The sequence below is a fragment of the Serratia sp. UGAL515B_01 genome (genome assembly GCF_033095805.1).
Lineage (GTDB): Bacteria > Pseudomonadota > Gammaproteobacteria > Enterobacterales > Enterobacteriaceae > Chania.
The window spans coordinates 841,470-865,313 of record NZ_CP109901.1; the positions used below are offsets into that span (position 1 = coordinate 841,470).

A 23,844-nucleotide genomic window follows, 5' to 3' on the forward strand; every position below is an offset into this window, starting at 1 on the left:
CGCAACTCGCAGAGAAGAAATCACTCATGGCCTACAGCAAAATCCGCCAACCCAAGTTGTCAGATGTCATTGAGCAGCAGCTTGAACATCTGATCCTTGAGGGCACGCTTCGTCCTGGCGAAAAACTGCCACCAGAACGCGAACTGGCGAAACAATTTGATGTTTCCCGCCCTTCTCTGAGAGAGGCTATCCAACGCTTGGAAGGTAAAGGGTTACTCCTGCGCCGTCAGGGTGGTGGCACCTTTGTACAAACTCATCTCTGGCAGAGCTTTAGCGACCCATTGGCCGAATTATTAGCCGATCATCCAGAATCACAATTCGACCTGCTTGAAACCCGTCATGCGCTTGAAGGAATTGCAGCCTATTATGCGGCACTGCGGGGGACTGACGAAGATCTGATGCGCATCCGTGATTGTCACCATGTGATCCAACAGGCCCAGGATAGTGGCGATCTTGATGCTGAAGCTGATGCGGTTATGAACTACCAAATCGCGGTAACCGAAGCTGCTCATAACGTTGTATTACTTCATCTGCTGCGCTGTATGGGGCCGATGATGGAACAGAACGTTCGTCAAAACTTTGAATTGCTCTACTCGCGCCGTGAGATGTTGGCAACAGTGAGCAGCCATCGCGCCAGGATTTTTGAGGCGATAGTGGCACGCGAACCTGAAAAGGCTCGTGAAGCCTCGCACCGCCATTTGGCGTTTATCGAGGAAGTTTTGCTGGATCTCAGCAGAGAACAGACCCGGCGCGAGAGATCGCTACGGCGTCTTCAGCAACGCAAAGATTAAGAGTGGTTCTCTTCAGGGCACACCAGCCTGTCGAGATAAAGCTTGTGGGTGCTTGGTTAAGTACTCGATTCAGCTGCAACTAAACTGATGAGCCTGTCTTTGTGTGTTTTGTTTCAGAACACGGGAAGACAGGCTCCAAACAAACCATTAGACAGATAAGGAATACCACCATGTCAGAACGTTTAAACAATGACGTGGATCCGATCGAAACCCGCGACTGGCTGCAGGCGATCGAATCGGTCATCCGTGAAGAGGGTGTTGAGCGCGCTCAGTTTCTGATTGAACAGGTACTGGGGGAAGCCCGTAAAGGGGGCGTTAGCGTTGCGGCAGGTGTAGGGGCTAATCATTACGTCAACACCATTGCGGTAGAAGACGAACCGGCATATCCAGGTAATCTGGATCTCGAAGGCCGCATCCGTTCAGCTATCCGCTGGAACGCTGTGATGACCGTCCTGCGAGCATCGCAGAAAGATCTGGATCTGGGTGGGCACATGGCTTCCTTCCAGTCTTCCGCAACCTTCTATGAAGTCTGCTTTAACCACTTTTTCCGTGCACGCAATGAGAAAGATGGCGGCGATCTGGTTTACTTCCAGGGGCATATCTCTCCAGGCGTCTATGCACGTGCGTTCCTTGAAGGACGCCTGACCGAAGAACAAATGAATAACTTCCGTCAGGAAGTTCATGGTAAGGGGCTGTCTTCCTACCCACATCCTAAATTAATGCCGGAATTCTGGCAGTTCCCGACCGTTTCTATGGGATTGGGGCCAATCAGTGCTATTTATCAGGCTAAATTCCTGAAATATCTAGAGCACCGTGGCCTGAAAGACACCTCGGGTCAGACCGTTTATGCTTTCCTGGGTGACGGTGAAATGGACGAGCCAGAATCCAAAGGGGCGATCACCATCGCAACCCGTGAGAAGCTGGATAACCTGGTGTTCGTTATCAACTGTAACCTGCAGCGCCTTGATGGCCCGGTTACCGGTAATGGCAAGATCATCAACGAGCTTGAAGGTATCTTTGCGGGTGCTGGCTGGCAGGTGTTGAAAGTGATCTGGGGCGGGCGTTGGGATGAACTACTGCGTAAAGACACCAGCGGTAAACTGATCCAGCTGATGGGTGAGACCTTGGACGGCGACTATCAGACCTTCAAGTCTAAAGATGGTGCCTACGTGCGTGAGCACTTCTTTGGCCGCTACCCCGAAACCGCAGCGTTAGTGAAAGACATGACCGACGACGAGATCTGGTCACTGAACCGTGGCGGTCACGATCCGAAGAAAATCTACGCAGCATTGAAAAAAGCGCAGGAAACCAAAGGCAAAGCGACTGTGATCCTGGCCCACACCATCAAAGGTTACGGTATGGGTGAAACGGCGGAAGGTAAAAATATCGCTCATCAGGTGAAGAAAATGAACATGGAAGGTGTTCGCCACTTCCGCGATCGTTTCAACGTGCCAGTTGCTGATGCTGATATCGAAAAACTGCCGTTCATTACCTTTGATAAAAATTCTGAGGAATACAAGTATCTGCACGAGCGCCGCCAGGCACTGAACGGTTATTTACCAACCCGTTTGCCTGCGTTTACCGAGAAGTTGGCGTTGCCAGCTCTGGAAGACTTCAGTTCCCTGTTGGAAGAGCAGAACAAAGAAATCTCTACCACGATCGCCTTCGTGCGTGCCTTGAACGTGATGCTGAAGAACCCTTCGATCAAAGATCGCCTGGTGCCAATCATTGCCGACGAAGCACGTACCTTCGGGATGGAAGGTCTGTTCCGTCAGATCGGTATTTATAGCCCGAACGGCCAACAGTACACCCCGCAGGACCGTGAGCAGGTGGCGTACTATAAAGAAGACGAGAAAGGACAGATCCTGCAGGAAGGTATCAACGAACTGGGGGCAGCATCTTCATGGCTGGCTGCAGCGACTTCCTACAGCACCAACGATCTGCCAATGATCCCGTTCTATATCTACTACTCGATGTTCGGGTTCCAGCGTATCGGTGACTTGTGCTGGTTAGCGGGTGACCAACAGGCTCGTGGCTTCCTGATCGGCGGAACTTCTGGCCGTACTACCCTGAACGGTGAAGGTCTGCAGCACGAAGATGGGCATAGCCATATTCAGTCCCTGACCATTCCTAACTGTATCTCTTACGATCCCGCTTACGCGTATGAAGTCGCCGTGATCATGCACGACGGTCTGGTTCGTATGTATGGTGACGCGCAAGAAAACGTCTACTACTACCTGACTACGCTGAACGAAAACTACCACATGCCAGCGATGCCGAAGGGGGCAGAAGAGGGGATCCGTAAGGGTATCTACAAGCTGGAAACTCTGGAAGGTAGCAAAGGTAAAGTGCAGTTACTGGGCTCCGGTGCGATCTTGCGCCATGTGCGTGAAGCAGCGCAGATTTTGGCCAAAGATTACGGCGTGGGTTCGGATGTCTACAGCGTAACGTCGTTCACTGAACTGGCGCGTGATGGCCAGGATTGCGAACGCTGGAATATGCTGCACCCTACCGAACAACCGCGCGTACCTTATGTTGCTCAAGTGTTGAGCGATGCGCCAGCCGTAGCCTCTACCGACTACATGAAGCTGTTCGCTGAGCAGATCCGTAGCTTCATCCCGGCCAGTGACTATCGTGTTCTTGGCACCGACGGTTTTGGCCGTTCCGACAGCCGTGAGAATCTGCGCCACCACTTCGAAGTAGATGCTTCCTACGTGGTGGTTGCTGCTCTGGGTGAATTGGCCAAACGTGGCGAAATCGATAAAAAAGTAGTGGCTGATGCTATTACTAAATTCAATATCGATGCAGATAAAGTCAACCCGCGTCTGGCATAAGAGGTAAAGAACAATGGCTATCGAAATCAAAGTACCGGACATTGGTGCAGACGAAGTTGAAATCACCGAGATCCTGGTCAAGGTTGGCGACAAGGTTGCGGCTGAACAATCGCTGATCACCGTAGAAGGTGACAAGGCTTCTATGGAAGTTCCTTCCCCACAGGCAGGTGTGGTGAAAGAGATCAAAGTTTCTGTCGGTGATAAAACCGAGACAGGCAAACTGATCATGATTTTTGAGGCAGAAGGTGCAGCAGCAACTGCATCTGCCGTTAAAGCAGAAGAAAAACCTGCGGCTGCTCCTGTAGCGGCAGTGGCCAGTGCGGCCAAAGACGTTGCGGTACCAGATATCGGGGCTGACGAAGTTGAAGTGACCGAGATCCTGGTGAAAGTAGGGGATACCGTTTCTGCTGAGCAGTCTCTGATCACCGTGGAAGGAGACAAAGCTTCCATGGAAGTGCCTGCGCCGTTCGCTGGTATCGTAAAAGAGATCAAAATCACCACCGGTGACAAGGTGAAAACCGGCTCACTGATCATGGTGTTCGGCGTAGCCGGTGCAGCGCCTACTGCACCTGTTGCTGCGGCAATGCCGGTAGCGGTTGCTCCTGCAGCCAGCGCGGCAAAAAATGTTGAAGTACCGGACATTGGTGGCGACGAAGTTGAAGTGACCGAAGTGATGGTGAAAGTGGGCGATAAAGTTGCCGCTGAACAGTCACTGATCACCGTGGAAGGTGATAAGGCGTCCATGGAAGTGCCAGCGCCGTTTGCGGGCACCGTGAAAGAAATCAAAATCAGTACCGGTGATAAAGTAAAAACCGGTTCTCTGATTATGGTATTCGAAGTTGAAGGGGCAGCTCCTGCCGCGGCACCTGCCCAAAAAGCAGAGTCTGCACCGGCTGCGGCCAAGCAGGAAGCGCCTCCCGCCGCGCCAGCTGCAACTGCAGTTAAAAGTGAGTTTGCTGAGAACGATGCTTACATTCATGCGACGCCGGTGATCCGCCGTTTGGCTCGTGAGTTCGGCGTAAACCTGGCAAAAGTGAAAGGAACCGGTCGTAAAGGCCGTATCCTGCGCGAAGACGTTCAGGCTTACGTTAAAGACGCGGTTAAACGTGCAGAAGCGGCTCCTGCTGCGGCTACCGGCGGTGGTCTGCCGGGCATGTTGCCGTGGCCGAAAGTCGACTTCAGCAAGTTTGGTGAGATCGAAGAAGTTGAATTGGGGCGCATCCAGAAAATTTCTGGTGCCAACCTGAGCCGTAACTGGGTGATGATCCCACACGTGACTCACTTCGATAAAACAGATATCACCGATCTGGAAGCGTTCCGTAAGCAGCAGAACACAGAAGCCGAAAAACGTAAGCTGGATGTGAAGTTCACCCCTGTGGTGTTCATCATGAAAGCCGTTGCAGCCGCTCTGGAGCAGATGCCACGTTTCAACAGTTCTCTGTCCGAAGATGGCCAGAAGCTGACGCTGAAAAAATACATCAACATCGGTGTTGCGGTAGATACGCCAAATGGTCTGGTCGTTCCCGTATTCAAAGATGTGAACAAGAAAGGCATCGTTGAACTTTCTCGTGAGCTGATGGCTATCTCCAAAAAAGCGCGTGACGGCAAGCTGACCGCAGGCGAAATGCAGGGGGGATGCTTCACCATTTCTAGCCTGGGTGGTATCGGGACAACCCACTTTGCTCCGATTGTTAACGCGCCTGAAGTGGCCATTCTGGGCGTCTCCAAGTCGTCTATGGAGCCGGTGTGGAACGGCAAAGAGTTCACGCCGCGTCTGATGATGCCAATGTCGCTTTCATTTGATCACCGTGTGATTGATGGTGCTGATGGTGCGCGCTTTATCACCATTATCAACAATATGCTGGCTGACATCCGTCGTCTGGTAATGTAACTGTGTGGGGGCGCTTTTGTTGCGCCCCTACCTATCCCTACTACCGGTTTTGTCGGGTTGTTGCATAGCTCGACAGGATTGTTGCGACATAGGTCACCTGAACATGCTTTGCAGGCTATTAACAATTCTGTAAACTGCTCGCGGTGTATGCGTCCCGGTGGATGAAGGACGTTATAAGATTGATTAGTAATAAAAATGACGTCTGACCCGCCGGACAAACAATTAAGAGGTCATGATGAGTACTGAAATAAAAACTCAGGTCGTGGTAATTGGGGCTGGCCCGGCAGGTTACTCTGCTGCTTTTCGTTGTGCTGACTTAGGTCTTGAAACCGTTCTGGTAGAGCGCTATTCCACTCTGGGTGGCGTTTGTCTGAACGTGGGTTGTATCCCGTCAAAAGCACTGTTGCACGTTGCTAAAGTGATCGAAGAAGCTAAAGCGCTGGCTGAACACGGCATCGTTTTCGGTGAGCCGAAAACCGACATCGATAAAGTGCGTATCTGGAAAGAAAAAGTTATCAATCAGTTGACCGGTGGTCTGGCCGGTATGGCTAAAGGCCGTAAAGTCAAAGTAGTCAATGGCCTAGGTAAATTCACCGGTACTAATACCATGGTAGTTGAAGGCGAGGGTGGCGCAACCACTATCAATTTCGACAATGCTATCATCGCTGCAGGTTCCCGCCCAATCCAACTGCCTTTTATTCCTCATGAAGATCCCCGCGTGTGGGACTCTACTGATGCACTGGCACTAAAAACTGTTCCAGAGCGCATGCTGGTCATGGGCGGCGGTATCATTGGTCTGGAAATGGGCACCGTATACCATGCACTGGGTTCTAAGATCGACGTGGTTGAAATGGCCGATCAGGTCATCCCAGCGGCTGACAAAGATGTAATCAAAGTTTTCACCAAACGTATCAGTAAGCATTTCAATCTGATGTTGGAAACCAAAGTCACGGCGGTAGAAGCCAGAGCAGATGGTATTTACGTGACGATGGAAGGCAAAAAAACGCCAGCAGAACCACAACGTTACGACGCGGTGCTGGTGGCGATTGGCCGTGTGCCGAATGGTAAATTGCTGGATGCCGGTAAAGCGGGTGTTGAGGTCGACGAGCGTGGTTTTATCCATGTCGATAAACAGTTGCGCACCAATGTGCCACATATCTTCGCGATTGGTGACATTGTTGGTCAACCGATGCTGGCACATAAAGGTGTCCATGAAGGCCACGTTGCTGCTGAAGTGATTGCCGGAATGAAACACTACTTCGATCCGAAAGTGATCCCATCGATTGCTTACACTGAACCAGAAGTGGCATGGGTAGGGTTGACCGAGAAAGAAGCTAAAGAGAAAGGCATCAGCTACGAAACGTCCACTTTCCCGTGGGCAGCTTCTGGCCGAGCTATCGCTTCCGACTGTGCGGACGGCATGACCAAGCTGATTTTCGACAAAGAAACGCATCGTATCATCGGTGGCGCCATTGTCGGTACCAACGGCGGGGAATTGCTGGGTGAAATCGGCCTGGCTATCGAGATGGGATGTGACGCAGAAGATATCGCGTTGACTATCCATGCTCACCCAACGTTGCATGAATCCGTCGGCTTGGCAGCAGAAATCTACGAAGGTAGCATTACTGATTTGCCAAATCCGAAAGCTAAAAAGAAGTAACTCCTGCGGTTTGAACGTTTGATAAGCGGCTCCTGATAAAGGGGCCGTTTTTTTTAGCTCTCCGTTTATTTAGGAAACACCGCCTAACTCCTAGCCTCAAATAAAGGGGCTTTTTCGTTACTCATTACTTATAAATTTATCCTGTCGCACTCAATAACCATTGTAAAAGAAGGGATGTTATGTTTTGCTCATTTGGTTGAATATGCCGATGACCGGTAATGCTCTCCTACCTATGCACTCTGCTTTGTAGCCGATTACGCTACGGTCAACGATTCAGCAAAGATTTAATGTTGCTTTTATGTGAACGAATTAACAACCGATCTAAATCCTGATATGCTGGCTGGGCGGAACCGGGCACTGTACCTTACAGGCCAGGATATCGACAGCAGTGCCCCGTCAGGACCAATGGCATGAATATCGCCGTGCGCTCGACCCACCGTATTTCAAGCCGTAGCGTTGCTGACCGCACTCGTCTATCCCATTTGACATACGGAGTTAAACTCCAAGGGATGAACGAACTAGGTTGCTTGACTACAACTTGAGGTTCACAGGGTATTAACCCGGTTTGAATATACAGCGCCAGGCACAATAAATGATAATGAGAGCGAGGAGAACGTCGTGCTAGAAGAATACCGTAAGCACGTAGCCGAGCGTGCTGCAGAGGGCATTGTCCCTAAGCCATTAGATGCGACACAAATGGCAGCGCTGGTTGAATCATTAAAGAATCCGCCAAAAGGCGAAGAAGAATTCCTATTAGACCTGCTGATTAACCGTGTACCCCCAGGTGTCGACGAAGCCGCCTATGTGAAAGCAGGTTTTCTGGCAGCTATCGCCAAAGGCGAGGCCACTTCCCCCCTGATAACCCCTGAAAAAGCCATTGAACTGCTCGGCACTATGCAGGGTGGTTATAACATTCATCCCCTGATTGATGGGCTGGATAACGACCGGCTGGCCCCGATAGCCGCTAAGGCGCTCTCCCATACGCTGCTGATGTTCGACAACTTCTATGACGTAGAAGAGAAAGCCAAAGCGGGTAACCCTTACGCCAAGCAGATCCTGCAATCCTGGGCTGATGCCGAGTGGTATCTTTCTCGCCCAGAGTTGGCTGAAAAGATCACCGTTACCGTATTTAAAGTCACCGGTGAAACCAATACCGATGATCTTTCTCCAGCACAGGATGCCTGGTCTCGTCCAGATATCCCATTGCACGCCTTGGCAATGCTGAAAAACGAGCGTGAAGGCATTACCCCCGATCAGCCGGGTACCGTTGGTCCGATCAAACAAATTGAACAACTGAATAAGAAAGGTTTCCCACTGGCCTATGTGGGTGACGTTGTTGGTACCGGCTCCTCGCGCAAATCTGCCACTAACTCGGTGCTGTGGTTTATGGGGGACGACATCCCTTACGTACCGAACAAGCGTGCTGGTGGTGTGGTTTTGGGCGGTAAGATCGCACCTATCTTCTTCAATACCATGGAAGATGCGGGTGCTTTGCCTATCGAAGTTGACGTCTCCAAACTGAACATGGGTGACGTGATTGACATCTTCCCGTACAAAGGTGAGGTGCGTAATCATGCCACCGGTGAATTGTTGGCTAATTTCGAGCTGAAAACCGACGTGCTGTTGGATGAGGTGCGTGCGGGAGGCCGTATTCCACTGATCATTGGCCGTGGCCTGACGACCAAGGCGCGTGAAGCGCTCGATCTGCCGCACAGTGATGTATTCCGCATTGCCAAGCCGGTAGCGGCTAGCAACAAAGGCTTCTCGCTGGCGCAGAAAATGGTTGGCCGTGCCTGTGGCGTTGCTGGTGTTCGCCCAGGTGAATATTGTGAGCCGAAGATGACTTCCGTCGGTTCACAGGATACCACTGGCCCGATGACACGTGACGAGTTGAAAGATCTGGCCTGCCTCGGCTTTTCTGCCGATCTGGTGATGCAGTCGTTTTGCCATACTGCAGCCTATCCTAAGCCGGTTGATGTGACCACTCACCACACCTTGCCTGACTTTATTATGAATCGTGGTGGTGTTTCGTTGCGGCCAGGGGACGGAATTATCCACTCCTGGTTGAACCGTATGCTGCTACCAGACACTGTGGGTACAGGGGGCGACTCCCATACTCGCTTCCCCATCGGCATTTCCTTCCCAGCGGGTTCGGGCCTGGTAGCTTTTGCTGCGGCAACTGGCGTTATGCCACTGGACATGCCTGAATCGGTGCTGGTGCGTTTTAAAGGTAAAATGCAGCCGGGTATCACCCTGCGCGACTTGGTACACGCTATCCCTTACTACGCGATCCAACAGGGGCTGTTGACCGTTGAGAAGAAAGGTAAGAAAAACATCTTCTCCGGCCGTATTCTGGAGATTGAAGGCCTGCCTGAGCTGAAGGTTGAACAAGCATTCGAACTGGCGGATGCATCTGCCGAGCGTTCAGCTGCTGGTTGCACCATCAAGCTTGATAAAGCGCCTATCGAAGAGTACCTGAACTCTAACATTGTGCTACTGAAGTGGATGATCGCTGAAGGCTATGGCGATCGCCGCACGTTGGAACGCCGCATTCAGGGAATGGAGAAATGGCTGGCCGACCCACAACTGTTGGAAGGTGACGCCGATGCGGAATATGCAGCGGTGATCGAAATCGATCTGGCTGATATCAAGCAGCCAATTCTGTGCGCACCGAATGATCCAGATGACGCACGTCTGTTATCCGATGTGGCTAACAGCAAGATCGATGAAGTATTTATCGGTTCCTGCATGACCAACATTGGTCACTTCCGCGCCGCAGGCAAGCTGTTGGATCAACATAAAGGCCAATTACCAACTCGTCTGTGGGTGGCACCGCCTACCAAGATGGATGCGGCTCAGTTAACCGAAGAGGGCTATTACAGCATCTTCGGCAAGAGTGGCGCGCGTATCGAGATCCCAGGTTGTTCACTGTGCATGGGTAACCAGGCTCGTGTGGCTGACGGCGCGACGGTGGTTTCCACCTCTACGCGTAACTTCCCTAATCGTCTGGGTAACGGGGCTAATGTTTATCTGGCCTCTGCAGAACTGGCCGCAGTGGCCTCCCTGTTGGGACGTTTGCCAACGCCGGATGAATACCAGACTTACATGGCACAGGTAGACAAGACGGCAACGGATACTTACCGCTACCTGAACTTTGACCAACTGAGTCAGTACACCGAAAAGGCTGATGGTGTGATTTTCCAGACTGCGGTGTAATTCAGCACAGAATTGTCATTACTACGGGAGCCTATGGGCTCCCTTTTTTGTATTGTATTCAAGCAGGGAAGCTGAGCGCTATATTGCAGAGTTAACGGGTTGTCATTCAAATGACTTCGGTTTGCTCGGATATAATGACTAACTTTGCGAGCTTTCACTGAGATAGTCGTGAATTAAGGCTTAAACTAATAAAAACGGCTCAGGAGGGCATGCGATGGATTACGAATTTTTGCGTGACGTCACCGGACAAGTGGTGGTCAAATTTTCGATGGGGCATGAGGCGATTGGCCATTGGATCAACGAAGAACTTAAATGTGATTTTAATTTGCTGGATCGTGTTGAGGCAGGAGCCGCAGAGGTCAAAGGCAGCGAACGCCAGTGGCAACTGGAAGGTCACGAATACACCTTGCTGATGGATGGTGAAGAAGTGATGATTCGGGCTAATCAACTGTCGTTTGAGGGTGACGAAATGGAAGAGGGGATGAATTATTACGACGAGGAAAGTCTCTCTTTCTGTGGAGTAGAAGACTTCCTCGCGGTGCTGAAGGCTTATCGTTCTTTTATGCTTAACTACTAAATAGCTTATAGTGCAACAGGTGTGAGTGATGCGGGTTAGCCTACCGTTGAGCGCAGGGATACGCGATACGAACCCCCAGTGAGGGAGTAACGGCGTGTCGGTGTTCCTCATCATTCCCACCTGCCAGAAGCGTAATGTGTCGCGGTATTAAGAACACCTATTTAGGCTGCGTGTCACAACAACTTGCAAATTTACCCAGTGATCTGCTTCTGCCTAGAACTGGGCAACTTAAGTTGCCCAGTAGGTAATATTACAGATGTGGAATATTTCGCCCGTAGTAGATTTCCTGCATCTCTTTCCACAATAGGTCGGTGATCCTTTGCCGTTCTGCCGCAGTGAGTTCTTCTGGCTTGGCATTGAACAGGTAATGCTTCAGATCAAAGTCCTTCAGTAGCATCTTGGTGTGGAAAATATTCTCTTGGTATACGTTTACATCCACCATGTGATATAGCGCCTTCATATCCTCAGACATAAAGTTCTGAATCGAATTGATCTCATGATCGATGTAATGCTTCACCCCGTTCACGTCGCGGGTAAAACCGCGTACGCGATAATCCATGGTGACGATGTCTGATTCCAGTTGATGGATCAGATAGTTTAACGCCTTCAGCGGTGAAATCACCCCACAGGTAGATACTTCAATATCTGCCCTGAAGGTACATAGGCCGCCTCCTGGGTGGCTTTCCGGGTAGGTATGCACGCAGATGTGGCTTTTATCCAGATGTGCAACTACTGTCTTGGGGAGTGGGCCAGGGTGTTCCGAGGTATCCACATATTGAGGATCTACAGGCTCTTCACTCACCAGAATGGTGACGCTTGCCCCCTGCGGATCGTAGTCCTGGCGTGCAATATTAAGAATATTAGCGCCAATGATCGCACAGGTTTCACTGAGGATCTCGGTCAGGCGGTTGGCATTGTATTGTTCGTCAATGTAGGCGATATAGCCGTCGCGATCGTCTGCGGTTTTGGCGTAACAAATATCGTAAATACAAAAACTCAGGCTTTTGGTCAGGTTATTGAAGCCGTGCAGTTTGAGCTTATGCAATTAGATTCACCTCCTTTGTCTCGCTTCGCGTGAAACGTTCATACTTCAAATTACATACGTGTTGGCTGAGCCATCGCGTCATTCGAATTATTTCGAGTATAGAGCGTCGAGTAAATACTGAGGCAGTGCAAAACTGCCAGTGTGAATTGCCGGGTTGTAGTAGCGGCAGATTAAGTCACTTTGATTGAAACGTTGTTGCAAAGTAGTGATATCAAGCTGGCGTAACCCTGGATTCTGGCTTGCCCAAGCAAACGTCATAATGCCACCGTAGTAGGTTGGAACCGCTGCCTGATAGAAGCTGACGTCATTAAAGTATGGGCTTAGTCTGGTATGGCTGTTGACGGCTTCATCCTGTTGCAGGAAACAGACGCCGTTCTGTGCCACAAAGATGCCCCCTTCATTGAGACAGTGTGCGCAACCTTCATAGAAAGCTGAAGTAAATAGGCTTTCGCCAGGGCCAATCGGGTCGGTACAATCGGAAATAATCACATCAAATTTTTCATTGGTCTGATTAACGAAGTTGACGCCATCATCGATGATCAGTGCGAAACGTGGATCGTCATAAGAACCGGCATTGTGGTTGGGAAGATACTGCCGGCAAAACGTCACTACACCCGCATCGATTTCCACCATGGTGATTTGCTCAACCCCCTTATGCTGGCTCACTTCTCGGAGCATACCACCGTCGCCGCCACCAATGATCAGTACCTTTTTGGCTTTTCCGTGTGCCAACAAAGGAACGTGGGTCATCATTTCATGGTATATAAACTCATCGCGCTCGGTGGTTTGTACTACACCGTCAAGTGCCATCACACGGCCCAATACCGGATTCTCGAAGATCATTAGATCCTGATGCTCTGTCTTTTCGCGATAAAGGACATTTTCAACAGAGAAGTACTGGCCAAAATGGCTATGCAGTGTTTCATACCAAATGTCTTTCTGCGTCATATGCGTGTTACTCCGTATAACAGCCAATGAGAAATGGCGAAACGTCGTAAGCCCTGTCTGCCGGAAGTGACAGTATTATTCGCACAAGGCCTCGACGAAAGCGGCTGACTCTGCTGATTTTACAGTGAGAGAGTCAACGAAAAAAAGTAGGAGAGTAGGCGCTGCTAATTGATTGAATGTGAAACGACACTGGCGATCTCAATTAGCGTAGGCAAGCAGGTTTAGGGAGTCACGCGCCAAATATTTGCATTTATTGGAGGTAGGAATTGCAATGCCGCTGAGATCGCGATAACTGTCTTCACCCAGAGCCTTCATGTTGAAGTTATTATAGTTACTCAGATCCCAGCGGTTCTGTTGGGCGAAATATACGATGGCGCGTTTGATTTGCGCATTAGGCAAATCTTTGTAGCCACACTCATTTTTTAGATAAACAAAAACTGCGGTCAGATCGGCCAGCTCTTCCGCTTCTAAATCGTTTAGGGCTAGGCTGGTATTGGAAAAACCCAGCATAGTCAGCAGTAGCATTAACAACGTTGTTTTTTTCATCATAAAATAGACCCGTTAAATATCTGCAGACGTTACCACATTTGTTTGTAAATACACCAAATTTTATTATGTGTGGGTTAATGCTTGACCTTCCCCTTAGGTAAGGGATTAGGCTGCTTATATTAAACTATCGCTCACTGAGAGGGAGTCAGCAATGTTACGCCGCGATTTTATTAAATTAACCGCAGTGCTGGGAGCAGCCAGTGCTTTCCCCTTATGGAACCAAAATGTCTGGGCAGTTGAGAAACCTACTTTACCTATCCCACCTATTTTAGAACCCAATGCGCAAGGTAAGATTGCACTGGCGTTGCAAACAGGGGAGATGAACTGGTTTCCCAACATAGCCACCCGTACTTGGGGGATTAACGGTGCTTTACTTGGCCCCGCAGTGCGCTTACAGCGTGGTAAATCGGTGACGGTAGAGGTCAGTAATCATTTACCTCAAGCCAGTACGCTGCATTGGCATGGTTTGGCTATCCCCGGTGATGTTGATGGTGGTCCACATGCCTTGATTCAGCCAGGAACGACCCGAATGGTGAGTTTAACCCTCGATCAACCTGCCGCCACTTGTTGGTTCCATCCTCATACACACGGCAAAACGGGGCACCAGGTGATGATGGGGTTAGGGGGATTAGTGCTGCTGGAAGATGAGGAAAGTACTCAATTGCCGCTACCTAAAACCTGGGGTAACGACGATTTTCCCGTGATCCTGCAAGATAAACGTTTGGGTGAAGACGGGCAGATTGAATACCAGCTAGACGTAGTGAGCGCAGCCGTCGGCTGGTTTGGTGATCGGATGTTTACCAATGGGGCAGTCTACCCACAACACATTGCTCCACGTGGCTGGTTGCGTCTGCGTTTGCTTAATGGCTGCAACGCACGGATGCTGAATTTGGCTGCCAGTGACAACCGTCCCCTGTATGTGATTGCCAGTGACGGCGGTTTCCTTGCTGAGCCGGTAAAGCTGACTGAATTACCGATACTGATGGGTGAACGCTTTGAGGTTTTAGTTGATGCCTCAGATGGCAAACCGTTCGATCTTGTCACCTTGCCGGTAAAGCAGATGGGGATGACGTTGACACCTTTCGATCGGCCGTTGCCGGTATTGCGCATTCAGCCTTCGCTGGCACAGGGGGTAAAATCAATGCCCGACAGCCTGGTGAAGTTACCGGTGTTACCTTCACTAGCCGGGCTTCAGGAGCGCTGGCTACAACTGATGATGGACCCTAAACTTGATACGCTTGGCATGCAGGGATTGATGGAGCGTTATGGTCATCAGGCAATGGCGGGCATGAGTATGGGTCACGGTAAAGTTGACGCAAGCAACAGCATGACGACGATGGACCACAGTAAGATGGCAGGCATGGATCATGGGGAACCGTCATTTGATTTTAGCCACGCCAACATGATCAACGGCAAAGCTTTCGATATGACTCAGCCAGCGTTTGAGAGCAAACGTGGTAAATATGAGAAATGGACCATATCAGGGGAAGGCGACATGATGCTGCATCCGTTCCACATCCACGGCACCCAGTTCCGCATTCTCTCAGAAAATGGCAAGCCACCGGCAGCGCATCGTGCAGGATGGAAAGATACGGTGCTGGTTGACGGCTGGCGCAGTGAGGTTTTGGTTCGTTTCGATCACTTGGCAAGTGCGGAGCACCCTTACATGGCTCACTGCCACCTGCTGGAACATGAGGATACGGGGATGATGTTGGGCTTTACCGTCACCGATTAAATATTTATCAGTCTTGATTTTGAGCAATACACCTCGCTGGTGGCGATGCACTCGCGTCGCTTCTGGTTTTATTCAGTTCAGCCATAAAGATCACCCCCGGTGGGGTTGCAATCGTTTTTGGCGTAGCGATCATGATGTTTGCCCAACCGCCAGTGCTCTGTTACAAGTCCTGGCGATTTTGGAAACAAAACCGCAGTTAACGGGTTGCATTATTCGTCGTAATAAGGTCGAAAATAACTTTACCCTTTAATCCATAGCCAACGATCTTCATCGTCAGTTTGGGGCGACTCATCGTATCCACCTGACGGTAGTAATCTTTCGGCATCCAACGGAAAAGTCTCCAAGCTCCTGGTTTTCTTGCAAGCCCTAGAATACTGTAGACACAGGCCGTTAAGGTTGTCGCATTATAAACGGCTAAGCCAGATTCTGGACTGAATCCCAGAAACTTAGCGGTTTCTATGGCTCCATCAGCGAAAATCCCTTCCGATGATTCGCCAACCGATGAATGATTGATGATTTCTCTGGATACGCCATTCAGGCCATCGACAACAAGTACTGCGCCAGCCAAAACTCCTATGGGCGTCATTGCAGCGGCATTACGCTTCTTTCGCAAAGCCATTCGACACCACCATGAACCTGAGATAGTGACCATTGATAAAAGTGGTGCTAACACGGCAGCGTTGAACGCACTCAACGCCGACAAAGCAGAAGAAGACACAATGACTATCAGGCAGAACAGGTATCTGAATAACCTGATTGAGCAGGATTATCGAAATATCAAACGTCGGATACGCCTGATGCTGGGATTCAAATTGTTCCGGCGGGCACAGGCGCTCCTGGCTGGCATCGAATTGCTCCACATGATACGTAAAGGGCAATATCAACATCCGCAAAGTGAGGGATTGTCCCCTGCGGAACTTGGAGTTGTACATTTTTAGAGCAAGATGAAATCAGCTCTTGATGCGAGTACAATCCTCTTCCTTGTTCTTGCCTGTTCTGGTGCATTCGTATTTGTGCGTTAATCCGTATATCAATCGGTGTATCAACTTTAGATGGTTCACATCATTTGGTGTGGTATTTAATTTTTACAAATCATATAGATATATAAATTATGAAACATATCGTAGAAGTAATGATTTCTGAGCAGGAAGTTAAGACCCGCATTGCTGAGCTTGGCCACCAAATCACTGAAGATTACCGCGATAGCGGCAGTGATATGGTGCTGGTCGGGCTGTTACGTGGTTCTTTCATGTTTATGGCGGATCTGTGCCGTACCATCGAAGTCTCGCACGAAGTCGATTTTATGACCGCATCCAGTTACGGTAGCGGTATGTCCAGCACTCGTGACGTAAAAATCCTTAAAGACCTGGATGAAGATATCCGTGGTAAAGATGTTTTGATCGTTGAAGATATCATCGATTCTGGTAACACCTTGAACAAGGTACGCGAAATCTTGGCATTACGTGGCCCTAAATCCCTGGCGATCTGTACGCTGTTGGACAAACCCGAACGCCGTGAAGTGGATGTGCCGGTTGAATATGTCGGGTTCACGATCCCGGACAAGTTCATCGTGGGCTATGGTATCGATTATGCTCAGCGTTATCGCCATTTGCCCTACATTGGCCAAGTGGTGTTGCTGGACGAATGATGCTTTCGGGGGGCAATTTTGTTGGACCCCGAAAGGCAGTGAGGCTGTGCTAAATGGAACGTGAGCGCTAGCTGCGGTCACTTTAGCGCAGGTTCAAGCGTGAAATTTAATCGGCTCAATAAGCAGCGGTCAGCAGATCATTCCTTTTCCTGCTGTAGTGTGGCCATGGCTTTGCGGTAGCCCATCTCCAGGCTTTCGCGGCTGGTGGCGGTGACTTCTAGATCGCGCAACCTGCCATCCTGGATGCCGTAAACCCAACCATGGACCATCACTTTCTGGCCACGCTTCCAGGCAGATTGCATAATGGTGGAGTGCCCCAGATTGTAAACCTGTTCAATGACGTTGATTTCACATAACACATCCAGGCGTTGCTCAGGTTCCAACTCCCCGAGTAGTGAACTGTGCTTATACCATAGATCGCGAATGTGCAGCAGCCAGTTGTTTATCAGCCCAAGTTCCGGGTTTTCTACAGCAGCTTCCACACCACCACACCCTAGGTGGCCGCAGATGATAATATGTTCAACCTCGAGCACGTCGACAGCATATTGCACCACGGATAGACAATTCAGATCGGTATGGATCACCAGATTTGCCACGTTGCGGTGTACGAACAGTTCGCCCGGCTCCAGGCCCGTCAAACGCTCGGCCGGAACGCGGCTATCGGAGCAACCAATCCATAAGAATCTTGGCTTTTGTGCCTGGGACAAACGTTCAAAAAAGCCGGGATCTTCCTGTTTAATAGTGGCGGACCAGTTCTGATTGTTGGCGATGAGCCTTTCGATTTCTTTCATGGAAGTTATTGGCCTGTAATGAACGAATTGCGTTAATGTAATATATGGCAAGCGTCGCAATTTGGAAATCAGAACAATGAGACAAATTTTTGCGTACTGATCCGACGCCGTAAGGAAACTGCTGATGATAAACTTTTCTCATTATCCAGCACAGCAGCATACACATCTTCACAAGGTACTCAGTCATTTATGAATTATGCACTGGAAATTGCGCAGTTGACCAAAACCTATGCCGGTGGTGTGAAGGCATTGCGTGGGATCAATCTGAACGTTGAAGCGGGGGATTTTTATGCCTTGCTAGGGCCAAATGGTGCGGGTAAATCAACCACCATCGGTATTATCAGTTCTCTGGTCAACAAGACCTCTGGTAACGTACGGGTGTTTGGTTATGATATCGACAAGGATATTGTTAATGCCAAACGCCAGCTTGGGCTTGTGCCGCAGGAGTTCAACTTTAATCCGTTTGAAACCGTGATGCAGATAGTCGTCAATCAAGCAGGCTATTATGGTGTTGAACGTCGCGAGGCACAGGTGCGTGCGGAGCAATATCTTTCTCAGCTCGATCTCTGGGAGAAACGTAATGAGCGGGCGCGTATGCTCTCTGGTGGGATGAAACGCCGCCTGATGATTGCCCGTGCTCTGATGCATCAACCCAAGTTGCTGATCCTTGATGAACCTACAGCCGGGGTAGATATCGAGCTGCGCCGTTCGATGTGGGGATTCCTCAAAGAGTTAAATGCTCAGGGCACTACCATCATTCTGACCACGCACTATCTGGAAGAAGCAGAAATGCTATGCCGCAATATAGGCATCATTCAACATGGTGAACTGGTAGAAAATACTTCAATGAAGGGATTGCTGGCGAAGCTTAAGTCGGAAACCTTCATTCTGGATCTAGCAACGAAAAGTCCGTTGCCAAAACTTGATGGTTACCATAGCCGTTTGACTGATACTTCTACCCTGGAAGTGGAAGTTATGCGTGAACAAGGGCTTAATGGTCTGTTCACGCAACTGAGTGCCCAAGGGATCCAGGTATTGAGCATGCGTAACAAGGCAAACCGGTTGGAAGAGTTGTTCGTCAATCTGGTGAATGGCAATGGAGAACAAGAATGACGCATTTGTATTGGGTCGCCTTGAAGAGCATCTGGGCAAAAGAGATTAACCGTTTTGCACGCATCTGGATCCAGACTTTGGTTCCACCAGTGATCACCATGACGCTGTATTTCATCATTTTCGGTAACCTGATTGGTTCACGTATTGGTGAAATGCATGGCTTTGATTACATGCAGTTTATCGTCCCTGGCCTGATCATGATGGCCGTGATCACTAATTCTTATGCAAACGTAGCGGCGTCGTTCTTCAGTGCCAAGTTCCAGCGCAACATTGAAGAGCTGTTGGTGGCCCCGGTGCCAACCCATGTTGTTATTGCCGGTTATGTTGGTGGTGGAGTTGCGCGCGGTATTTGCGTAGGGATGTTGGTTACAGTCATTTCACTGTTCTTTGTTCCGCTGCAGGTACATGCCTGGTGGGTAATTGCATTAACGTTGCTGCTGACGGCGATACTCTTCTCGTTGGGGGGGCTGATCAACGCTGTTTTTGCCACTACTTTTGACGATATCAGCTTAGTCCCGACGTTTGTATTGACGCCGCTGACTTACTTGGGCGGTGTGTTTTACTCGTTAACGCTGTTACCCCCATTCTGGCAGGCAGTATCTAAGCTCAACCCTATTGTTTACATGATTAGTGGTTTTCGCTTCGGTTTCCTGGGAATTGCTGATGTGCCGTTGGTATTCACTATGGCGGTACTGATAGCGTTCATTGTTGTGTTTTATTGGTTGGCCTGGTACTTGATTGAACGTGGTCGCGGTTTACGTTCCTGATTATCTACGGTTACTTCGGGGGAAGGGGCTGCACGCACAGACAAATGGTTGTTAAGTGATTTGAACAGTGTTTATGCTGCCTCAAGGATGAGGCTCACAGGCTTCTAAACAGGTGTTCTCAATACCGCGACACATCACGCTTCTGGCAGGTGGGAATGATGAGGAACGCCGACACGTTGTAAACCCCTCCCAGGGGGCTGGTATCGCGCATCCCTGCGCTCAATGGTCGGCTAATCTGCATCACTGACACCTGTTGCACTATTATGTGCACCTATTTAGGCTGTCCCCACTCAGTGGAAGAGGATTTATTGATTTGGCTCATGTATCAATTAAATCAATAGAGTTGTGAGTGTAACCTCTTTCTCTCAATGATTTAAATCGTGTTATGCTAGCTCTCCGCTTTTTTATTTCTAATTACACATTCCGAAGTAGAACAAACCATGCAGCCTCAACACAAAACAGTGGCAGTATTATTTGGCATTTTTATGTCGTTATCGGTCCACTCGGCGTTAGCAAATTTGCTGCCGAAAAAAAGTACTGTTAAAGCCGAGTACATGGAGGCACAGCGTAATAGTGAAATCTATTCGTTGATCGGCGAGCATGTTATCCCTGTCGGCCAGGTGAAGAAGGGGCAAGTGCTCCAAATCTTCCCGGCAGAGGCAGAATACTATGAGTTCAAGTTTGGTCACGGGACTGGCTTTATAAATAAATCTGACGTGCGTAACGTCGGAGAATCCCGAAAAATAAATTACAGACTGGGGGAATTGAAAAGGCAGGTTACTAACCAAAACCTGATCACTCAGCGGTCAACCAACGTTTACACTGCGCCTGACAGCAATAGTGAAATCTTTGGTGTGCTGGAAGAGAATCTACGTTACCCGATTATCGGCAAACGGAAAGACAGACTAAACAACACTTGGTATGAAGTGAATATCGGTGAACGTTTGGGGTTTGTCAGCGAACGGGACTGTGAGATTGATAACGGTATTCCGGTGCTTACCTATCATCATTTGCTGAAAAACGAAGAGAACAAGCGTTTCCGAAACACGTCAACCACCACTTCTGACGTGGCATTCAGCAATCAGATGACTTACCTCAAACGTGCGGGCTATGACACCATTTCCCTGTACCAACTGGAAGCTTATCTGAAGAATCGGATTAACTTGCCAGCAAAAGCTGTAGTGCTCACCTTCGACGATGGACTAAAATCGGTTTATCGCTACGCTTATCCGGTTTTAAAAGAGTATGGTTTCCGTGCCACAGCGTTTGTTATTTCTTCTAGGGTTAAACGCTATCCGCAAAAATGGAACCCGGACTCGCTTCAGTTTGTGAGTATTTCTGAGCTGAGAGAAATCCAGGATGTTTTTGATATTCAATCACACACTCATTTTTTGCATCGCACCGGCGTTAACCGCAAGCCGATTTTGCTGAGCCGTTCTTTGCACAATATTGAGTTTGATTTTGAGCGTTCAAGAAGGGCATTGGAACAGTTTAACCCGCATGTGTTGTATCTTTCCTACCCGTTTGGAGGTTATAACCAAAATGCTATCCAGGCGGCAAAAGATGCTGGATTCCACATGGCGGTGACCACGGTTCAGGGTAAAGTGAAACCAGGGGATAATCCGTATACCTTGAAACGATTATATATCCTGCGTACCGATTCGATTCCTACCATGGCTGAGCGCATCTCTAATAAGCCGGGAGCCGTGACGGCTCATTAAAGATAAAACGGGCACTGAAGGTGCCCGTTTTACTGTCAGGCAACCTGAACTGGAACGGCTTTCGCTTTACGCTGCAGGTGGTTTTCGTCTTCAAAGTAAGCGACTTTCGGGCGGTGTTTGCGGGCGTCTGCATCGCTCATCTGCACGTATGAACAGATAATCAGCTTATCGCCAACGCACGCGCAGCGGGCGGCAGCCCCATTGACTGAAATAATGCGTGAACCACGTTCAGCAGCGATAGCATAGGTGGAAAAACGCTGGCCGTTATCAACGTTGTAAATATCGATTGCTTCATATTCCAAGATCCCAGCGGCGTCCAGAAAATCCTGGTCAATGGCGCAGGAACCCTCATAGTGCAGGTCAGCCTGAGTCACTTTCACTCGATGCAGTTTGCCTTGCAACATAGTACGTATCATAGTGTTACCTAACTGATTATCTGCCTTTGCAGGCGGCTGAGTTTGTATATATTTCCTGCTTCTTGGCACCGTTTACTTTAAACCACAGATTTAAATTTAAGAGCATAACGCTACCAAACTGCGATCAGTCTACTGCCAACCTGGTGAAAACGGCAATGAATCTAAAACAAATAGCTTGTACTCATCATGTTCAAGTTGCTTAGATGTTGGCTACGACCAACAGCATCAGTCACATAGCAGGCTATGCTTCTGGTAGATTATGAATCTCTTCCCTGAGTCCACCCTTCGTGCAAGCGTTGTTCAAATCTATTCCCGACGGTTCGGTCCCGGTCTTACAGCCTAGATGCTACTGGAATTGTTTAGATTAGATCGACCTGCTGATTGTCGATCAGTCGGGCTTTGCCCAGCCAGGCAGCCATCAGCACTACTGCTCGGCGGCTCTCCAAACTTAAAGGTTGCAAAGTATCCGCATCGCGAATAAACAGTTCATCCGGTGTGAAACCTACGGCAAGCAGTTTATCGACTGCTTGAGTCAACAGTTCTTCAACGTGGTGTTCACCGTTGCCGAGTTGTTCTGCCAACTCGTTCATGATCTTGCTCAATTGTGGAGCGATCTTACGTTCTTTAGCGGTGAGATAACCATTACGTGAACTGAGTGCTAAGCCATCTTTAGCTCGTACGGTGGGCACCCCAATGATATCGATATCGTAGCCCATATCCGCGACCATTTTTCGGATCAATGCTAACTGTTGGTAGTCCTTTTCACCGAAGCATGCCAGATCGGGTTGCACTAGATTAAACAATTTGCTGACGATAGTGGAAACGCCACGAAAATGCCCTGGTCGACTGGCTCCTTCCAACATGGTGGAGATCCCCGGAACATCGACGCTAGTTTGTTCATCAAGACCTTGAGGATAAATTTCCGCAGGTGCTGGGGCAAAGATCAAATCAACGTTACGACGATCCAGTTTTTCACAGTCTTCCTGCAGAGTGCGTGGGTAACGCGCCAGATCGTCCGGGCGTTCGAATTGCATCGGGTTAACGAAAATACTCACAACCACAATATCTGCACGGGCGCGTGCTTCTTCAACCAGCATCATATGGCCTTCATGCAGATTGCCCATGGTCGGCACCAGAGCGATGCGTTTACCCTCTTGCCGCCAGCGGCGGATTTGCTGGCGCAGCAGTAGCAGGGTTTCGATAATTACCATTCTTTAACTCCTTGAGGTGTAACCGTCAGCGTGCAGCCTTATTTTCAGTTGCTCACTCAATTGAACGAGTGTTCTTCATCGGGGTAGATGCCTTGCTCTACTTCCTGAATATACTGGCGAATGGCACTGCGGATATCACCACTCTGCGCCAGAAAATTTTTAACAAATTTAGGGGTATGCCCGCCGGTTATTCCTAAAGCGTCATGCATCACCAGGATCTGACCATCGGTGGCTTTGCCAGCGCCAATACCGATGACCGGGATCGATAAAGCCTCGGTGACCTTCTGTGCCAGTTCAGTCGGCACGCATTCCAGTACCAGCAGTTGTATCCCTGCCAATTCCAGGTTTTTTGCATCTTCCAGTAGCTGTTTGGCTGCCAATTCGTCACGCCCTTGTACTTTGTAACCACCAAAGACGTTCACAGATTGCGGAGTAAGACCAAGATGGCCACAGACAGGAACGGCACGTTCCGTGAGCATTTTCACCGTTTCGTATAGCCAACTGCCACCCTCCAGTTTGACCATATTTGCCCCGGCACGCATCAGCTCCGCTGCACTGGTAAATGCTTGTTCTGGTGTGGCATAACTCATGAAGGGTAAATCGGCCAGCAGCAGGCTAGCGGGTGCACCACGGCGTACTGCACGGGTATGGTAGGCAACGTCGGCAACGGTAACAGGGAGCGTTGAGTCATGACCTTGCAAGGTCATACCTAACGAGTCGCCAACCAGCAACACCTTAATACCTTGTTCTTCAAACAGCTGTGCGAAGCTGGCGTCGTAAGCCGTTATGGTAGCAAACTTGCGCTGTTCCTGCTTCCATTGGCGCAAATGGCTCAAGGTGGTAGGTTTCATCATAACTTCTCCTGAAAATAGCTGCACTGTGGCTGCGGTACTGGGGCAAAGTGTTGTCATTCTACTGTAACCCTTACGGG

19 protein-coding genes and 1 pseudogene are annotated in these 23,844 nt (G+C 49.6%); 12 read left to right on the forward strand and 8 right to left on the reverse strand.

Features of this window, described 5'->3' with window-relative positions:
- Window positions 1-26 precede the first annotated feature (26 nt).
- From pdhR to yacL, 6 genes are all read left to right on the forward strand, one after another.
- Window positions 27-791, forward strand: coding sequence for a pyruvate dehydrogenase complex transcriptional repressor PdhR (gene pdhR / locus OK023_RS04075; protein ID WP_317695070.1), 765 nt, complete (start codon window positions 27-29; stop codon window positions 789-791).
- A 170-nt stretch (window positions 792-961) separates the two neighbouring features.
- Window positions 962-3,625, forward strand: a complete 2,664-nt coding sequence (gene aceE / locus OK023_RS04080) for a pyruvate dehydrogenase (acetyl-transferring), homodimeric type (protein WP_317695072.1) — start codon at window positions 962-964, stop codon at window positions 3,623-3,625.
- Window positions 3,626-3,638: 13 nt separating this feature from the next.
- Window positions 3,639-5,516, forward strand: coding sequence for a pyruvate dehydrogenase complex dihydrolipoyllysine-residue acetyltransferase (gene aceF, locus OK023_RS04085; protein ID WP_317695075.1), 1,878 nt, complete (start codon window positions 3,639-3,641; stop codon window positions 5,514-5,516).
- A gap of 235 nt (window positions 5,517-5,751) precedes the next feature.
- Window positions 5,752-7,176 carry a dihydrolipoyl dehydrogenase gene (lpdA, locus tag OK023_RS04090; protein WP_317695078.1) on the forward strand — a complete coding sequence of 475 codons (1,425 nt, stop codon included), beginning with the start codon at window positions 5,752-5,754 and terminating at the stop codon, window positions 7,174-7,176.
- A 618-nt stretch (window positions 7,177-7,794) separates the two neighbouring features.
- The gene (gene acnB, locus OK023_RS04095; RefSeq protein ID WP_317695080.1) at window positions 7,795-10,392 is read left to right on the forward strand and encodes a bifunctional aconitate hydratase 2/2-methylisocitrate dehydratase; all 2,598 of its coding nucleotides are present in this window, start codon (window positions 7,795-7,797) and stop codon (window positions 10,390-10,392) included.
- A gap of 214 nt (window positions 10,393-10,606) precedes the next feature.
- Complete coding sequence (gene yacL, locus OK023_RS04100; RefSeq protein ID WP_317695082.1) at window positions 10,607-10,969, forward strand: protein YacL; 363 nt, start codon at window positions 10,607-10,609, stop codon at window positions 10,967-10,969.
- 250 nt (window positions 10,970-11,219) lie between these two features.
- On the opposite strand, the gene speD is transcribed toward yacL, so the two are convergent.
- The 3 genes from speD to OK023_RS04115 all read right to left on the reverse strand — a co-directional run bounded on the left by speD (window position 11,220) and on the right by OK023_RS04115 (window position 13,508).
- Entirely contained in the window at window positions 11,220-12,014 is a 795-nt protein-coding gene (gene speD / locus OK023_RS04105; RefSeq protein WP_317695084.1) for an adenosylmethionine decarboxylase, read from the reverse strand.
- An 87-nt stretch (window positions 12,015-12,101) separates the two neighbouring features.
- A complete protein-coding gene (gene speE / locus OK023_RS04110; protein WP_317695086.1) occupies window positions 12,102-12,962 on the reverse strand; it encodes a polyamine aminopropyltransferase in 861 nt (286 codons plus the stop codon).
- A 198-nt stretch (window positions 12,963-13,160) separates the two neighbouring features.
- The gene (locus OK023_RS04115; RefSeq protein ID WP_317697475.1) at window positions 13,161-13,508 is read right to left on the reverse strand and encodes a YacC family pilotin-like protein; all 348 of its coding nucleotides are present in this window, start codon (window positions 13,506-13,508) and stop codon (window positions 13,161-13,163) included.
- Window positions 13,509-13,662: 154 nt separating this feature from the next.
- On the opposite strand from OK023_RS04115, the gene cueO reads away from it, so the two are divergent.
- Window positions 13,663-15,246, forward strand: coding sequence for a multicopper oxidase CueO (gene cueO / locus OK023_RS04120; protein ID WP_317695088.1), 1,584 nt, complete (start codon window positions 13,663-13,665; stop codon window positions 15,244-15,246).
- 196 nt (window positions 15,247-15,442) lie between these two features.
- On the opposite strand, the gene OK023_RS04125 is transcribed toward cueO, so the two are convergent.
- A complete protein-coding gene (locus OK023_RS04125) occupies window positions 15,443-15,832 on the reverse strand; it encodes a DUF4225 domain-containing protein (RefSeq protein WP_317695090.1) in 390 nt (129 codons plus the stop codon).
- A gap of 1 nt (window position 15,833) precedes the next feature.
- Here OK023_RS04125 and OK023_RS04130 point away from each other — a divergent pair.
- Window positions 15,834-16,184 (forward strand): annotated as a pseudogene (locus OK023_RS04130) (DDE-type integrase/transposase/recombinase); the annotation flags it as partial.
- A 173-nt stretch (window positions 16,185-16,357) separates the two neighbouring features.
- Complete coding sequence (gene hpt, locus OK023_RS04135; protein ID WP_317695092.1) at window positions 16,358-16,894, forward strand: hypoxanthine phosphoribosyltransferase; 537 nt, start codon at window positions 16,358-16,360, stop codon at window positions 16,892-16,894.
- Window positions 16,895-17,031: 137 nt separating this feature from the next.
- Here hpt and can read toward each other — a convergent pair whose 3' ends face one another.
- Complete coding sequence (can, locus tag OK023_RS04140) at window positions 17,032-17,685, reverse strand: carbonate dehydratase (RefSeq protein ID WP_317695094.1); 654 nt, start codon at window positions 17,683-17,685, stop codon at window positions 17,032-17,034.
- Between the two features lie 189 nt (window positions 17,686-17,874).
- Between can and OK023_RS04145 the strand changes: the two genes are divergently transcribed.
- From OK023_RS04145 to OK023_RS04155, 3 genes are all read left to right on the forward strand, one after another.
- Window positions 17,875-18,798 (forward strand): ABC transporter ATP-binding protein, encoded by a 924-nt coding sequence (locus OK023_RS04145; protein WP_317695096.1) that lies wholly within the window; start codon window positions 17,875-17,877, stop codon window positions 18,796-18,798.
- The gene (locus tag OK023_RS04150; protein ID WP_317695098.1) at window positions 18,795-19,565 is read left to right on the forward strand and encodes an ABC transporter permease; all 771 of its coding nucleotides are present in this window, start codon (window positions 18,795-18,797) and stop codon (window positions 19,563-19,565) included. The genes OK023_RS04145 and OK023_RS04150 overlap by 4 nt, the downstream gene beginning before the upstream one ends.
- A 485-nt stretch (window positions 19,566-20,050) precedes the next feature.
- On the forward strand, window positions 20,051-21,286 hold the full coding sequence (locus OK023_RS04155; RefSeq protein WP_411569387.1) for a polysaccharide deacetylase family protein: 1,236 nt from the start codon (window positions 20,051-20,053) through the stop codon (window positions 21,284-21,286).
- Between the two features lie 35 nt (window positions 21,287-21,321).
- On the opposite strand, the gene panD is transcribed toward OK023_RS04155, so the two are convergent.
- The 3 genes from panD to panB form a co-directional block, all read right to left on the reverse strand.
- Window positions 21,322-21,702: an aspartate 1-decarboxylase gene (gene panD / locus OK023_RS04160; protein WP_317695102.1), complete on the reverse strand. Its 381-nt coding sequence runs from the start codon at window positions 21,700-21,702 to the stop codon at window positions 21,322-21,324.
- A 359-nt stretch (window positions 21,703-22,061) separates the two neighbouring features.
- Complete coding sequence (gene panC, locus OK023_RS04165; protein WP_317695105.1) at window positions 22,062-22,913, reverse strand: pantoate--beta-alanine ligase; 852 nt, start codon at window positions 22,911-22,913, stop codon at window positions 22,062-22,064.
- Window positions 22,914-22,969: 56 nt separating this feature from the next.
- Window positions 22,970-23,764, reverse strand: coding sequence for a 3-methyl-2-oxobutanoate hydroxymethyltransferase (panB, locus tag OK023_RS04170; RefSeq protein WP_317697477.1), 795 nt, complete (start codon window positions 23,762-23,764; stop codon window positions 22,970-22,972).
- Window positions 23,765-23,844: the final 80 nt, after the last annotated feature.